This window comes from Rhizobium sp. ARZ01, from assembly GCF_014851675.1.
Taxonomy (GTDB): domain Bacteria; phylum Pseudomonadota; class Alphaproteobacteria; order Rhizobiales; family Rhizobiaceae; genus Mycoplana.
Window position 1 is genome coordinate 1,295,927 of the sequence record NZ_JACVAE010000001.1, and the last position, 14,061, is coordinate 1,309,987.

General features: G+C 61.1%; 12 protein-coding genes. 8 read left to right on the forward strand and 4 right to left on the reverse strand.

From position 1 onward, the window contains the following. Positions 1-55 precede the first annotated feature (55 nt). Entirely contained in the window at positions 56-1,501 is a 1,446-nt protein-coding gene (fumC, locus tag IB238_RS06235; RefSeq protein WP_246723598.1) for a class II fumarate hydratase, read from the reverse strand. A gap of 484 nt (positions 1,502-1,985) precedes the next feature. Between fumC and IB238_RS06240 the strand changes: the two genes are divergently transcribed. After that, a complete protein-coding gene (locus tag IB238_RS06240) occupies positions 1,986-3,878 on the forward strand; it encodes a murein L,D-transpeptidase (protein ID WP_192244526.1) in 1,893 nt (630 codons plus the stop codon). 107 nt (positions 3,879-3,985) lie between these two features. Here IB238_RS06240 and IB238_RS06245 read toward each other — a convergent pair whose 3' ends face one another. Then, on the reverse strand, positions 3,986-4,672 hold the full coding sequence (locus tag IB238_RS06245) for an HAD family hydrolase (RefSeq protein WP_192244528.1): 687 nt from the start codon (positions 4,670-4,672) through the stop codon (positions 3,986-3,988). Positions 4,673-4,884: 212 nt separating this feature from the next. On the opposite strand from IB238_RS06245, the gene rpiA reads away from it, so the two are divergent. The 6 genes from rpiA (at position 4,885) to IB238_RS06275 (ending at position 10,395) form a co-directional block, all read left to right on the forward strand. After that, positions 4,885-5,583 carry a ribose-5-phosphate isomerase RpiA gene (gene rpiA, locus IB238_RS06250; protein ID WP_192244530.1) on the forward strand — a complete coding sequence of 233 codons (699 nt, stop codon included), beginning with the start codon at positions 4,885-4,887 and terminating at the stop codon, positions 5,581-5,583. 17 nt (positions 5,584-5,600) lie between these two features. Further along, positions 5,601-6,137, forward strand: a complete 537-nt coding sequence (locus IB238_RS06255; RefSeq protein WP_192244532.1) for a DUF2059 domain-containing protein — start codon at positions 5,601-5,603, stop codon at positions 6,135-6,137. Positions 6,138-6,283: 146 nt separating this feature from the next. After that, positions 6,284-7,672, forward strand: coding sequence for a glutathione-disulfide reductase (gor, locus tag IB238_RS06260; protein WP_192244534.1), 1,389 nt, complete (start codon positions 6,284-6,286; stop codon positions 7,670-7,672). Between the two features lie 131 nt (positions 7,673-7,803). Further along, the gene (locus IB238_RS06265) at positions 7,804-9,177 is read left to right on the forward strand and encodes a 3-deoxy-7-phosphoheptulonate synthase class II (protein WP_192244536.1); all 1,374 of its coding nucleotides are present in this window, start codon (positions 7,804-7,806) and stop codon (positions 9,175-9,177) included. 199 nt (positions 9,178-9,376) lie between these two features. Continuing rightward, positions 9,377-9,790 (forward strand): GFA family protein, encoded by a 414-nt coding sequence (locus tag IB238_RS06270; RefSeq protein ID WP_192244538.1) that lies wholly within the window; start codon positions 9,377-9,379, stop codon positions 9,788-9,790. 206 nt (positions 9,791-9,996) lie between these two features. Next, the gene (locus IB238_RS06275) at positions 9,997-10,395 is read left to right on the forward strand and encodes a GFA family protein (RefSeq protein ID WP_192244540.1); all 399 of its coding nucleotides are present in this window, start codon (positions 9,997-9,999) and stop codon (positions 10,393-10,395) included. 127 nt (positions 10,396-10,522) lie between these two features. Here the strand turns inward: IB238_RS06275 and sthA are convergent, their stop codons facing one another. Then, positions 10,523-11,929 (reverse strand): Si-specific NAD(P)(+) transhydrogenase, encoded by a 1,407-nt coding sequence (sthA, locus tag IB238_RS06280; protein WP_192244542.1) that lies wholly within the window; start codon positions 11,927-11,929, stop codon positions 10,523-10,525. Between the two features lie 139 nt (positions 11,930-12,068). Here sthA and IB238_RS06285 point away from each other — a divergent pair, with 139 nt between their 5' ends. Next, complete coding sequence (locus IB238_RS06285) at positions 12,069-13,157, forward strand: magnesium and cobalt transport protein CorA (protein WP_192244543.1); 1,089 nt, start codon at positions 12,069-12,071, stop codon at positions 13,155-13,157. Positions 13,158-13,218: 61 nt separating this feature from the next. Here the strand turns inward: IB238_RS06285 and radC are convergent, their stop codons facing one another. Then, positions 13,219-14,061, reverse strand: a complete 843-nt coding sequence (gene radC, locus IB238_RS06290; protein WP_192244545.1) for a DNA repair protein RadC — start codon at positions 14,059-14,061, stop codon at positions 13,219-13,221.

Below are 14,061 nucleotides of genomic sequence, written 5' to 3' on the forward strand. Positions count from 1 at the left end.
GCGGGCAGAACCCGCGGGGCCGTAAAGCTCTGACTTCCTTTGGGGTGCTGATGGTTCAGCCCGGCATGATCATCTTTTCGGGGCGCACGAATTCATCGAACTCTTCGTTCGTGACGTAACCGCCACCGACGGCCTCCTCGCGCAGCGTCGTGCCGTTCTTGTGCGCGGTCTTGGCGATCTTCGCAGCGTTGTCGTAGCCGATCTTGGGTGCAAGTGCGGTGACGAGCATCAGCGAACGTTCCAGCGCCGCCTTGATGTTGTCCTCGCGCGCCTCGATGCCGACGACGCAGTTGTCGGTGAATGAGACGGCCGCGTCGGCGAGAAGCTGGACCGACTGCAGGAAGTTGTAGGCCATCAGCGGATTGTAGACGTTGAGCTCGAAATGGCCCTGGCTTCCTGCGAACGTCAGCGATGTGTGGTTGCCAAAGACCTGGACGCAGACCTGCGTCAGCGCCTCGCATTGGGTCGGATTGACCTTGCCCGGCATGATCGAGGAGCCGGGCTCGTTTTCCGGCAGCGACAGTTCGCCAAGACCCGATCGCGGGCCGGAGCCGAGAAGGCGGATGTCGTTGGCGATCTTGAAGAGGGCGGCGGCGGTTGCGTTGATCGCGCCGTGCGAGAACACCATCGAATCATGAGCGGCGAGCGCTTCGAACTTGTTCGGCGCCGTTTTGAAGTCGATGCCGGTGATTTTGGCGATCTCTTCGGCTACCTTCTCCGCGAAGCCGACCGGGGCGTTGAGGCCGGTGCCGACCGCCGTGCCGCCCTGGGCGAGTTCGCAAAGCCCCGGAAGCGTCATCTCGATGCGCTTGATCGAGGAGGCGATCTGGGCGGCGTAGCCGGAGAATTCCTGGCCGAGCGTCAGCGGCGTTGCGTCCTGCGTGTGGGTACGGCCGATCTTGATGATGTGGTCGAAGGCCTTGACCTTGGCATCGAGAGCAGCGTGCAGGTGCTTGAGCGCGGGCAGCAGATCGTGGACGATGCGCTCGGCGCAGGCAATGTGCATGGCCGTCGGGTAGGTGTCGTTCGACGACTGGCTCATGTTGACGTGGTCGTTCGGGTGGACCGGCTTCTTCGAGCCCATGACGCCGCCGAGCATTTCGATTGCGCGGTTGGAGATCACTTCGTTGGCGTTCATGTTCGACTGTGTACCCGAGCCCGTCTGCCAGACGACGAGCGGGAAGTGGTCGTTGAGCTTTCCGTCAATCACTTCCTGCGCCGCATCGACAATGGCGTTGCCGACTTTGGGATCCAGCCCGCTAAGCGCCATATTGGCGCGGGCGGCAGCCTGCTTGACGATGCCGAGCGCGCGCACAATCGAAAGCGGCTGCTTTTCCCAGCCGATCTTGAAGTTGCCGAGCGAGCGTTGCGCCTGCGCGCCCCAGTAGCGGCTGTTGTCAACTTCGATTGGGCCGAAGGTATCGGTTTCCGTGCGCGTAGATGTCATATCGCTTCCCGCTTTGTGGCCATGCGTTCTCAATGCGACCGCGGGCCGCCGCATGGAGGCGGCGCGGCCGGACGGTGCGGGCAGGAAGCCGGCGCCGTGCTGGAAATCCGGCGTCTTACTGACCCATAAGGTCAACGCTTGTAAAGGGGCGGGTGGGTGCCGGTCGACAGACTTTAGGCTAAAATCGATTAGGTCGGTGTCCGGCGATGATTGGGCGCTCCGAGTCGGCAGCAAGGCCCTTGGTACGAAGCTGTGGCCGTCCGGTGACAGGCGGTCAAATTCGAGCGTTGGCCAACGACCGATGCACAGTCGATTGATCTTGACGTCGCTTGGCGCTCGTAAATTTTCTCTTTCGTTTCAAATTTTTGCCAAGACTTGCACGTATTGGCTGCAGTGGCGGAGCAGGAGAAGGAACTGCGGGGATGGAGTGCGCGTTTCCTTTTCATTCACCATCCCGTCCTATAGTTTCCGGGCTCGCATGTTCGGGTAGAGACCAGTTCGCCGCCGCAATCGGTGGTACATCGGGAATGAAGCAGATATGACGTTCAGAAAGTCCGCGGCGCTCACTGCGCTCCTGGTAACCTGCGCTTTTGTAACGGTCGACGTGGCACCCGCGCGCGCCGAAGCGCCGAACCTGCTGCAGTTGCTTTTCGGCAAGCGCAAGCGGCAGGAGCCGGTCGCGATGCCTGGGGTAGGCTCCGCCATGCAGGCGATGCCGATGATCAGGAACGAGGCAAAGCCCGCCCCTCTGCCGCGTGTCACCGGGCCGACCTATTACACCTATAAGGCCGAGCCGCTGAAGCCGATCGCGATGTCCAGTCTCGCCGATCCCGTCGTGACCGGATCGATCGACGATCACGGCCTGCCGCCGATACAACGCTCGCCAGAGGGAGAGATTCGGCGCGAGTTCGCTTCGGTCAGCGCAATGGCGCCGCCGGAAAGCGGTAAGGCGGTGGAAAATTACTATAGCCACAATACAGCTCTCATCTGGGTGTCCGGCAGTCAGATCAGCGAGCGGGCCCGGGCAGCGCTGTCGGTGCTCGCTGACGCGGAGACGGTCGGGCTTAATTCCCAGGACTATGCAGTGGATGTGCCGTCCGTTGTATTCGACAGCGGCAACATGCAGGCGCGCTACCAGGAACTTGCTGAGTTCGAGGTCGATCTTTCCGCAGCCGTCGCCACCTATATTCTCGACACCGTTCGCGGGCGCATCAATCCGAACCGGATTTCCGGCTATCACGACTTCGTTCGCAAGGAGGTCAATCTCGTTGCCGCACTGAAGAACGTTTCGCGGAGTCCTGATGTTGCGGCCTATCTGACAAGCCGTGCGCCATCCGGCAGCCATTTCAAGGCTCTGGTTGCAGAGTTGAAGGCGCTGCAGGCAGATAACGACGCCACCGATCCGGTGGTGATTGCCGCCGGCACGCTGCTCAAGCCGGGCGAAAGCAATCCCGAACTCGCCAGCATCGTCAAAGGCGTGGTGCAGCATGGGTCCGATGCTCTGAGGACCGAGCATGCTGCGACGATTGCGGCTTATCAGGCAACGCCGGACTATGCTCCGGAGCTCGTTGCACTCGTGGAGTCCTTCCAAAAGGAGAGGGGCCTGAAGCCGGACGGGGTGGTCGGTCAGGCGACGATCCGGCATCTGACGGGCGGGGATAGTGTCGCCGACAAGATCTTCAAGGTCCAGGTGGCGATGGAACAGGCCCGCTGGCTGCCGGCAGAACTCGGCGAGCGGTACGTCTTCATCAATCAGCCCGCCTATATGGCGTACTACCACGACAACAACGATGAGCAGTTCTCCATGCGCGTCGTGGTCGGCTCCAAGGCAAACCAGACCTACTTTTTCCGGGACGAGATCCAGACCGTCGAGTTCAATCCGTACTGGGGCGTGCCGCAGTCGATCATCATCAACGAGATGCTGCCCAAGCTGCGCTCGGACCCGTCCTATCTGGATCGTCTCGGTTACGAAGTGGAAGTCAACGGTCGCGCCGTCTCTTCCACCCAGATCGACTGGAATTCGACGAAGGGCGTTGCCGTGCGCCAGCCGCCGGGCGACGACAATGCGCTCGGCGATCTGAAGATCCTGTTCCCGAATGCGCATGCGATCTACATGCACGACACGCCATCGAAGGGCTACTTCAAGAAGGACATGCGTGCGCTCAGCCATGGCTGCGTGCGGCTGGCCGATCCCCGCCTGATGGCGGCGGCCGTGCTCGGGACGAGCGTCGACGACGTCGCGTCCCAGATCGGCAAGGGACGAAACAAGGCGGTCAGCGTTCCGCAGAAGATACCGGTTTACGTCTCCTATTTCACCGCCTGGCCGAACAAGGACGGCAAGGTCGAGTTTTTCGACGACGTCTACGGACGAGACGCCTACATGCGCAAGGCGATGGAAGCCACGCGTACGGCGCGGCAGGCACAGAGCTGACACCCCCGACGGCTTTCGAGCCTGAAGCAGGTTTGGAACCGGTTACGCGACGGCCCGCTCCGATTTCGGAGCGGGCCGTATTTATTTCAGAAAGTGCGAAGCGGAGCTCAGGCGGCCGCCATCCGGGCAATCAGTGAATCCACAAGATCGGGATGGAGCTCATCAAAGTTGTCGATCACGTGTGTGGGCTCCAGCGTGTTGATGGCCACGTCAGAATAACCGAAAGGTACGCCGATCGACGGTACGCCTGCGTTGCGTGCAACAAGAATGTCGTTGATGCTGTCGCCGACCATGACGGTGCGGGTGGGAACCCCACCGGCAAGGCGGATGGTTTCGAGCAGATGCCCGGCATTGGGCTTGCGAACCTCGAATGTGTCGCCGCCGGTGATGGCGGCAAAGCGCGACGTCAACCCGAGGCCATCGATCAGGCGTCTTGCCAGGCCTTCCATCTTGTTGGTGCAGACGGCGAAGCGGAAGCCTGCGGCTTCCAGTCGATCCAGTGCGGAGACAAGGCCGGGATAGGGGTTGGAGTTGCCGGGCATACCCTCTGCATAATGCTCGACGAAGATCTTCAGCATTCCAGACAGATCATCCTGCGCGAGTTCCTGGCCTCTTAGCGCAAAGGCGCGTTGGATCATCACCTGGCCCCCGTGACCGACGAGATAGGTCAGGTCGGCAAAGGTGACCGGCTCCAGACCGGCGGTAGCGATCGTATGGTTGAGGCTGGAAACGAGATCCGGCGCTGTGTCGACGAGGGTTCCGTCTAGATCAAAGACGACAAGAGGTGCGGTCACGTTCAATCTCTCAGTTGGGGGCTGCTGCGTCTGGAGGTAAGCGATAGTTTGGTCGATTGCAATTGCGATCGGTGGCCTGCGGCGCGCCGAGATAGCCGGCAAAACAGGAGAACCGTCGGAATTTGGCTTTCGTTTGCACCTGATGGCGTGTAAGTGTCACACCGAATATCAGCCGGATGCCGGCCAAAAGGATTTGAGGGAGCGACAGGCGCATGGACGCCCGCGAAATGAAGATCAAGGCGGCCGCAGCCGCGTTGTCCTATGTTGAGGACGGAATGCGCCTCGGGATCGGGACAGGGTCGACCGCCGAGGAATTCGTGCGATTGCTGGCTGAACGGGTGGCGGGTGGTCTATCGGTTGTAGGAGTGCCGACGTCGGAACGAACCGCTCGGCTTTGCGTCGAGTTGGGCGTCCCGCTCATGTCACTCGACGAGCTTCCGGAGCTCGACCTCACGATCGACGGCGCCGACGAGGTGGATGGGCGCTTGCGGCTTATCAAAGGTGGCGGCGGCGCGTTGCTGCGCGAGAAGATTGTCGCTGCCGCTTCCAGTCGGATGATCGTCATCGCCGACGAGACGAAGGTCGTCGAAACGCTTGGTGCTTTCAAGCTGCCGATCGAAGTCAATCCGTTCGGCATGGTCGCGACGCAAATCGCAATCGAACGCACGGCGTCGCGCCTTGATCTATCCGGCGAAATCAATGTTCGTCGTTCGGGTGACGGCACCTTCAAGACCGACGGCGGGCATTACATCCTCGATGCATCTTTTGGCCGTATTCCTGATGCAGAGGCGCTGGCAATCGCATTGAATTCGATTCCCGGCGTCGTCGAGCACGGGTTGTTCATCAACATGGCGTCGATTGCCATCATTGCCGGGCCGGCAGGTGCGCGGACGCTGACAGCGGACAGTTAGACAGGAGCTATGACCACATGACAATCATTGCCGGCCTCGGCCGTACCCTTGCCGCAACGCTCATCGCCTCCGCTGTATTCGCGGGTTCCGCGATGGCACAGGACGCATCCGAAGAACAGATCAAGGCAGCGCGTGCGGCGATGGACTCGCTGAACGCAACCGCGCAGTTCGACGGTATCCTGCCGCAGATCGCCGAGAAGCTGAAAGGCACGCTGATCCAGTCCTCGCCCAACTTCGGCGAAATGATCAACAAGACCGTCGACGAAGAGGCTCTGGCGCTGGCGTCGCGCCGCGCGGATCTGGAGCGCGAGGTCGCCAACATCTACGCAAAGACCTTCTCTCTGGAAGAACTGAAGGCCATCGCGGACTTCTACGGTTCGCCCGCCGGCAAGAAGTTGCTCCAGTCCGGTCCGCTTGCGGCGCGCGAAGTGATGAAGGCAGCCGACATCTGGGCGGCAGGCATCTCCCGTGACCTCGCAGTCAACAGCGACAAGAAGCTTGAAGCCGAGATCAGCGCCCAGAAAAAGACAGAAGGCGAAGCGCCGAAGAACTGATCGGCCGCCTGAGAAATACTGTTCGTGAAGCCCGGAGCGATCCGGGCTTTTCATTTTGTGGCGGCAGAACCTATATCACAGTATCCGCACCGGCTTTCCTGCCGCTTCTTTTCGGATAGTCCTTGAACTGCAATACGGAGTGACCGATGCCTGCCTTCGACTATGACCTCTTTGTGATCGGCGGCGGCTCCGGCGGCGTGCGCAGTGCGAGGCTTGCAGCGGCCATGGGCAAGAAGGTGGCGATCGCCGAGGAATTTCGGTACGGCGGCACCTGCGTCATTCGCGGCTGCGTGCCAAAGAAGCTCTATGTGTATGCCTCGCAGTTCCACGAGCATTTCGAGGATGCGGCCGGATTCGGCTGGACGGTTGGCGAGACGACGTTCGACTGGAGCACGCTGGTCTCGGCCAAGGAGCAGGAAATCACCCGGCTCGAAGGGCTCTATCGCAAGGGACTCGATACTGCTGGAGCCGAGATCCTGAACACCCGAGCCGTGCTGGTTGGACCGAACACGATCCGGTTGACTGCGACCGACAAACTGGTGACCGCCGAGCGAATCCTGATTGCGACCGGGGGGCATCCTTCGCCGCACAAGGATCTGCCGGGGCGTGAACTTTGCATCACCTCCAATGAAGCATTCGACCTGCCGAATCTGCCCAAGTCCATCGTGATTGCCGGCGGAGGATACATCGCCGTCGAGTTTGCCAACATCTTCCACGGTCTCGGCGTGGAGACGACGCTGATCTATCGCGGCAAGGAGATCCTCTCGCGTTTTGATCATGACCTGCGCCAGGGCCTGCACAAGGCGATGGTGGACAAGGGCATCCGCATCGTTTGCGAAGATATCATCGAGAAAGTGATCGAAGCGGCAGGCGGACGCCGGCGGATCAGGACACTGAAGGGTGAGGAGCTTCTGGTCGACCAGGTTATGCTGGCGCTCGGCCGTGTCCCGAACACGACCGATCTTGGACTTGAGGTCGCCGGTGTGAAGACGGATGCCAGGGGCGCGATCGTCGTGGACGCGTATTCGCGCACGAACGTGCCGGGAATATTCGCGATCGGCGACGTCACCGACCGGGTGCAACTGACGCCTGTGGCGATCCATGAGGCCATGTGTTTCATCGATACGGAGTTCCGTGGCCTGCCGATCTCTCCCGATCACGATCTGATACCGACCGCGGTTTTCTCGCAGCCGGAGATAGGCACGGTCGGCATGAGCGAGGAGGCGGCCGCAAAGGAATTCCCCGAGATCGAGGTGTATCGCGCCGAGTTCCGGCCGATGAAGGCGACGCTCTCCGGTCGGCAGGAACGCACGATCATGAAGATCATCGTCAACGCAGCCGACCGCAAGGTGCTTGGCGTGCACATTCTGGGTCATGACGCAGGCGAAATGGTGCAGCTGCTCGGCATTTCGCTGAAGGCCGGTTGCACGAAGGATGACTTCGACCGCACGATGGCGGTGCACCCGACGGCGGCCGAAGAGCTGGTGACGATGTATCAGCCGAGCTACCGGTTGCGCGACGGAAAGCGGATCTAGTTTCGATAGGGGCTCCGGCAGCGGGGCGCCTTGCCGGCTAGGCAAGCGAGCCTTTCCGGTTTATAAGCCCGCATCCCAAAGGAAGACGGGCATCCGGCCGCTTGGCTGGTGTCGTGAAACAGGTGAGTTAGATGGCACAGAATTGGACCCCGAACAGCTGGCGGCAGAAGCCTGTTCAGCAGGTGCCGGACTATCCGGACGCCGCGGCTTTGGCTGCGACCGAGGAGCAGCTTGCATCGTTTCCGCCGCTCGTCTTTGCCGGCGAAGCCCGGCGGCTGAAGAGCGCGCTGGCGAATGTCGCCGAAGGCAAGGGGTTCCTGCTGCAGGGCGGCGACTGTGCTGAGAGTTTCGCCGAACACGGCGCCGACACCATTCGCGATTTCTTCCGAGCCTTCTTGCAGATGGCTGTCGTTCTGACCTTTGGCTCCCAGCAGCCGGTGGTCAAGGTCGGTCGTATTGCTGGGCAGTTCGCCAAGCCGCGCTCGTCGAACATCGAAAAGCAGGGTGACGTGACGCTGCCGTCCTACCGTGGCGACATCATCAACGGGATCGAATTCACCGAGGAAGCACGGGTGCCGAGCCCCGAGCGTCAGATCATGGCCTACCGGCAGTCGGCGGCGACGCTGAACCTGCTGCGCGCTTTCGCCATGGGCGGCTATGCCAATCTGGAGAACGTGCACCAGTGGATGCTGGGCTTTGTGAAGGACAGCCCGCAGGCCGAGCGCTACCGCAAGCTAGCCCATCGGATCTCCGAGACCATGGATTTCATGAAGGCGATCGGGATCACGGCCGACAATCATCCGAGCCTGCGCGAGACTGACTTCTTCACCAGCCACGAGGCGCTGCTGCTCGGCTACGAGCAGGCTCTGACGCGCGTCGACTCGACCTCGGGCGACTGGTACGCCACATCCGGCCACATGATCTGGATCGGCGACCGCACGCGCCAGCCGGACCATGCCCATATCGAGTATTGCCGTGGCATCAAGAATCCGATCGGATTGAAGTGCGGTCCGTCGCTTTCGGCCGACGGCCTGCTGGAACTGATCGACATCCTGAATCCGGCAAACGAAGCCGGACGCCTGACGCTGATCTGCCGCTTCGGTCACGACAAGGTGGCCGAAAACCTGCCGCGGCTCATCCGCGCAGTCGAGCGCGAGGGCAAGAAGGTCGTCTGGTCCTGCGATCCGATGCACGGCAACACGATCACGCTGAACAACTACAAGACGCGGCCCTTTGAGCGCGTCCTGTCAGAGGTGGAGAGCTTCTTCCAGATCCATCGCTCCGAAGGCACGCATCCGGGCGGTATCCATGTCGAGATGACCGGCAAGGACGTCACCGAGTGCACCGGGGGCGCCCGTGCGCTTTCCGGCGACGACCTGGCCGATCGCTATCACACCCACTGCGATCCGCGCCTCAACGCCGACCAGGCACTCGAACTGGCCTTCCTTCTCGCCGAGCGCCTGAAGACCGGCCGCGACGAAAAACGCATGGTTGTGAACGGCTGATCGCCTTTCGTTCACGTTTTGGCGCTATGCATCAATGGCGTTGAAAACACAGGTGAATTTTCTGAATTTGACACAACCGGGCCGGCTGGCAAAGCTGGCCCGGTTTTCGTTGCGCGCTGGGTGGTGCAAGGGCGGTTCCAGGACATGTGGGTGCCAATGCCTAATCCCGTCACGGTCTACAAACACATAGGGGGAAGGCATGAGCGATATACATACCGGGCACTGCCTTTGCGGCGCGGTCCGCTTTCGCACGACCGGGCAATTAGGCGATGTGATTGCCTGCCATTGCAGCCAGTGCCGCCGGCAGACGGGGCACTTCTACGCGGCGACTGACGTGAAGGACGAAAATCTCGAACTGGAAGGCGCAGACAATGTCGGCTGGTATCGGGCGAGCGATACTGCAGGCCGAGGCTTCTGTCGGACCTGCGGTTCCGCCCTGTTCTGGAAAGGCGACGGGGCCGGCTATACGTCCATCATGGCCGGAGCGTTCGACAAGCCAACCGGCTTCAAGATCGCCCGCCACATCTATTGCGCTGACAAGGGCGACTACTACGAAATCAACGATGGCACGCCGCGATACGCACAGAGCTATCGTGACGGGGTTTCCTGGTAGATCCCGCCCTAGAAGGGGGCGGCGTCATGTTTCATCAAGGATCCTCTTGCCATCCTCTTTGGTACACAACCGGGCCGGCTGGCGAAGCTGGGCCGGTTTCTTGTTGCCGGACTGCCGCGTACGAAGGGCGGATTCAGGACATTGTGCATGGACCGCTCGTTGCATTCTCCCCGGTGAATGCACGGCAAAGCCGCAAAGGGGCAGACATGAACGACATCCATATGGGTCATTGTCTTTGCGGAACGGTACGCTTCCGCACAACCGGAAAACTGCGCGAAGTGATCGCCTGCCACTGCAATCAATGCCGCCGGCAGACCGGTCATTTCTACGCGGCAACCAATGTGAAGAACGAGGACCTCGAGCTTGAAGGCGCTGATAATGTCGGCTGGTATCGGGCGAGCGATGCAGCCAGCCGCGGCTTCTGCAAGACGTGCGGCTCGGCCCTGTTCTGGAAAGGGGACGGGTACGGCTACACCTCGATCTTGGCCGGCGCCTTCGACGGGCCAACCGGCTTCAAGATCGCCTGCCACATCTATTGCGCCGACAAAGGTGACTACTACGAGATCAACGACGGCGCGCCGCAGTACGAGCAGAACTACCGGTAGCCGTTGCGGCAGCCTGTCCGTTCCCGCTTAGGGCCGAAGGCACGTCAGACAAGCCGGGGTCCGTTGTCGTCGAGCACATTCTGACCGTCTTCCGTGGTGAACACACTTCACTTCCGCAATATCAAAGCTACTTCGCCTGCTTGGTTTCGCCCATGCGGTTCCAGGCGTCGAGGCCGGCGATCTTGTAGGCCTCGGCAAGGGTGGGGTAGTTGAAGGTGTTTTCGACGAAGTATTCCACGGTTCCCTTCAGGTTCAGCACCGCCTGGCCGATGTGCACGAGCTCAGTCGCGCCTTCGCCGACTATGTGGACGCCGAGGAGACGGCGTGTCTTCATCGAGAAGATCATCTTCAATAGGCCCGAGTCGAGGCCCATGATGTGGCCGCGCGACGTTTCGCGGAAACGGGCGACGCCGCACTCATAGGGGATGCCGCGTTCCTTGACCTCTTCCTCGGTCAGGCCGCAGGTCGAGATTTCCGGAACGGCATAGATGCCATAGGGGAAGTACTTCTGCGGTTCCTTGGCGATGGCGCCCACGGCGACGCGGGCGGCGATGCGGCCCTGTTCCATCGAGGTCGAGGCGAGGCTCGGGAAGCCGACGACGTCGCCCGCGGCATAGATATGCGGCACGGTCGTCTGGAACGTCTCCGGATTGACCCGCATACGGCCGCGGTCATCGGCCTCAAGACCGGCAGCAGGGAGGTTCAGCGTGTCCGTTGCACCCATGCGTCCGGCGGCATACAGCACCATGTCGCAGACGACCACACGACCATTGTCGAGCGTGATCGAACACTTGCCATTTTTCAGCTTTTCGACCTCCTCGGCCTTCGTTCCAAGCACAAGGCTCATGCCGCGGTCGCGCAACTGATAGGTGAAGTCGTCGACGATCTCGCGGTCGATAAAATCAAGGATTGTCGGCTTCGGATCGATCACGGTGACCTTAGCGTCGAGCGCGCTGAAGATCGTGGCGTATTCGATGCCGATGACGCCGGCACCGATCACCGCGAGCGAGCGCGGCAGCTCCTCAATGTCGAGCAGTTCGTCGCTGTCTAGGATCGTCTTGCCGTCGAACGGAATGTTGGTCGGGCGATAGGGCTTGGTGCCGACGGCGAGGAGGATGCTCTTGCCGCTGACATGAAGGATCTCTCCGTCGTCCTTGATCACCTGCAGTGTATCCGGTGACAGAAAGCTCGCCTTGCCGCGCACATGCTGAACGCGGTTACGGGCGAACTGGTGCTCCAGCACGTCGACTTCATGATCGAGCGTGATGATCAGGCGGCGGCGAAGGTCATCGGCGCTGATCTCCTCCTTGACCCGGTATGATCGGCCGTAGAAGCCGCGTTCGCGCCAGCCGGTCAGGTTCAGTGCGGTCTCGCGCAGGGTCTTCGACGGGATGGTGCCGGTATGCACCGAGACGCCGCCGACGCGCTTTCCCTGTTCGATGACAAGAACCTTGTGGCCGAGTTTCGCCGCCTGGATCGCACCGCGGCGCCCCGCAGGTCCGCTGCCGACGACGACGAGATCAAACTGTTGCATGGTGCACTTCCGGAAAAGACTGATTTTTGCAGCGCGGTAGATTCCGCGCCCGAGCTATAACGTCATAGCCATCGCTTAATAAAGCCTTCGCGAGCGCGTTTCTCCGCATCATTATTTTGCGGGATTGCGTCATGCTATAATGCATTTCGACGAAGCGGAGGGTTTTGCGGTGGCCGTGCAGGACCTCAAAGGTGTTACCGAAGCTTCGGCAGGCACCGATCAGGTTGCCGACAGGCCGAGGTCGATCGCCGAACCGCGGCGCGGCGTGGTTGCGGCCGCCGTCTACAAGGATGGGCTTCGGGTCACCGACATCGCGATCGAAGAGGCGGCCGCCTGGCGCAAACAGGAAGGCGCAGTCATCTGGATCGGCCTCCACGAGCCGGACGACGAACTGCTAAGGCGGGTGCAGGCTGAGTTCGATCTGCATGAGCTTGCGATCGAGGATGCCCGGCACGCGCATCAGCGGCCGAAGCTAGAAATCTACGGCGATGCGATGTTCGTCGTGGCCCGGACGGCACACATGATGAACGGCGAGATCGTCTTTGGCGAAACGCATCTCTTCGTCGGCAGGGGGTACGTCGTTTCCGTGCGCCACGGTGCCTCATCCTCCTACAATCTCGTTCGGCAACGATGCGAGGCTTCACCGGCCGCGCTGGCGCATGGGGAAAACTATATCCTCTATTCGATCCTGGATTTTATCGTCGACAACTACATGCCGGTGATCGAGTCGATCCACGCCGAGATCGAGGTGTTGGAGGAGCGCGTGCTGCGCGATCAACTGGCGAAAAAGGACATTGAGCGCCTGTATCTGTTGCGGCGTAACCTACTGCGGCTGCGCAATGCCGTCGTCCCGCTGGTCGATGTATGCCGGCGGCATGAGCATCTCGATCTTCCCGGCATGGACGATGCACTGCACAACCTTTTTCGCGACGTAACCGACCATGTGCGGCGCGTTCAGGAGGAGATCGATACTCTGCGCGAGGTTCTGGCGTTTACATTCGAGGCGAGCCTGATGATCGGGCAGTCGGAGCAGACGATCATCGCGCGCAAGCTTGCCTCCTGGGCGGCGATTCTGGCCGTGCCGACCGCAATCGCCGGCATCTACGGCATGAACTTCCACGATATGCCGGAACTGTCGTTCCGGTACGGCTATTTCGTGGTGCTTGGAGCGATCCTGATGATTTGCACCACCCTCTACCGGCTCTTTCGGCGGGCGAAGTGGCTTTGAAGCTTTTGTTGGCGCAGTGGTTCAGGAAAGCAGCAGAACGAATTGGAAGAATTCGAATATTCTAAATCAATCGTAGGCCCTTTAGGCTGGCATGGCCATCGCGTCCAATGATGATGTGGTCGTGGACGGTAATGCCGAGCGGCTTGGCGGTATCGATGATGGTCTTCGTCATCTCGATGTCGGCGCGCGATGGCGTCGGGTCGCCGGAAGGGTGATTGTGCACGAGGATGATGGCGGTCGCGGACAGTTCGAGCGCCCGCTTGACCACTTCACGCGGATAAACGGGCGTATGGTCGACCGTGCCACGACCTTGCACCTCGTCGGCGATTAGCACGTTGCGCTTGTCGAGAAAGAGCAGGCGGAACTGTTCGCGGCTCTCGTGTGCCATGGCCGCGTGGCAATAGTTGATGACCGATGACCAGGAGCCGAGCACCTGCTTGTTGCGCAATTCGCTTTTGAGCATGCGCTGGGAAACGGTCGCAATCAGCTTCAGGTCCAGTGCCACCGCTTCGCCAATACCCTTGACCTCTTGTAGGAGGGCGGGCGGCGCTCCGAACACGCCGGCCAGCGTGCCGAAACGGTCCAGAAGCGCCTTGGCGATCGGCTTGGTGTCGCGGCGCGGGATGAGGCGAAAAAGCAGCAACTCGAGGATCTCGTAGTCGGCGAGCGCCGCCTCGCCATGGTCGCGGAACCGGCTGCGCAGCCGCTCGCGATGACCCAGGTAGTGAGCTTCGTCGCCATCCTTGGGCGCGATCGCTTGGTTGATCGCCGTTGCTGTCACGCGTTCGGCGAAGTGGCCGCGTTCGTCATCCTCGCCAAAGAGCGTTCCGTCATACCCCGCCAACCTTCGGTTCGCCTCATCGGCGGCCGTTGCTTCGCCAGTCGGTGCAGGGCGTTTGGCCAT

Excerpts from the sequence above, each read along its gene's own strand:
- fumC (WP_246723598.1), bottom strand. The coding sequence starts at position 1,501 with ATGCGGCGGCCCGCGGTCGCATTGAGAACGCATGGCCACAAAGCGGGA.
- IB238_RS06240 (WP_192244526.1), top strand. The coding sequence starts at position 1,986 with ATGACGTTCAGAAAGTCCGCGGCGCTCACTGCGCTCCTGGTAACCTGC.
- rpiA (WP_192244530.1), top strand. The coding sequence starts at position 4,885 with ATGGACGCCCGCGAAATGAAGATCAAGGCGGCCGCAGCCGCGTTGTCC.
- IB238_RS06255 (WP_192244532.1), top strand. The coding sequence starts at position 5,601 with ATGACAATCATTGCCGGCCTCGGCCGTACCCTTGCCGCAACGCTCATC.
- gor (WP_192244534.1), top strand. The coding sequence starts at position 6,284 with ATGCCTGCCTTCGACTATGACCTCTTTGTGATCGGCGGCGGCTCCGGC.
- IB238_RS06265 (WP_192244536.1), top strand. The coding sequence starts at position 7,804 with ATGGCACAGAATTGGACCCCGAACAGCTGGCGGCAGAAGCCTGTTCAG.
- IB238_RS06270 (WP_192244538.1), top strand. The coding sequence starts at position 9,377 with ATGAGCGATATACATACCGGGCACTGCCTTTGCGGCGCGGTCCGCTTT.
- IB238_RS06275 (WP_192244540.1), top strand. The coding sequence starts at position 9,997 with ATGAACGACATCCATATGGGTCATTGTCTTTGCGGAACGGTACGCTTC.
- sthA (WP_192244542.1), bottom strand. The coding sequence starts at position 11,929 with ATGCAACAGTTTGATCTCGTCGTCGTCGGCAGCGGACCTGCGGGGCGC.
- IB238_RS06285 (WP_192244543.1), top strand. The coding sequence starts at position 12,069 with ATGCATTTCGACGAAGCGGAGGGTTTTGCGGTGGCCGTGCAGGACCTC.
- radC (WP_192244545.1), bottom strand. The coding sequence starts at position 14,061 with ATGGCCAAACGCCCTGCACCGACTGGCGAAGCAACGGCCGCCGATGAG.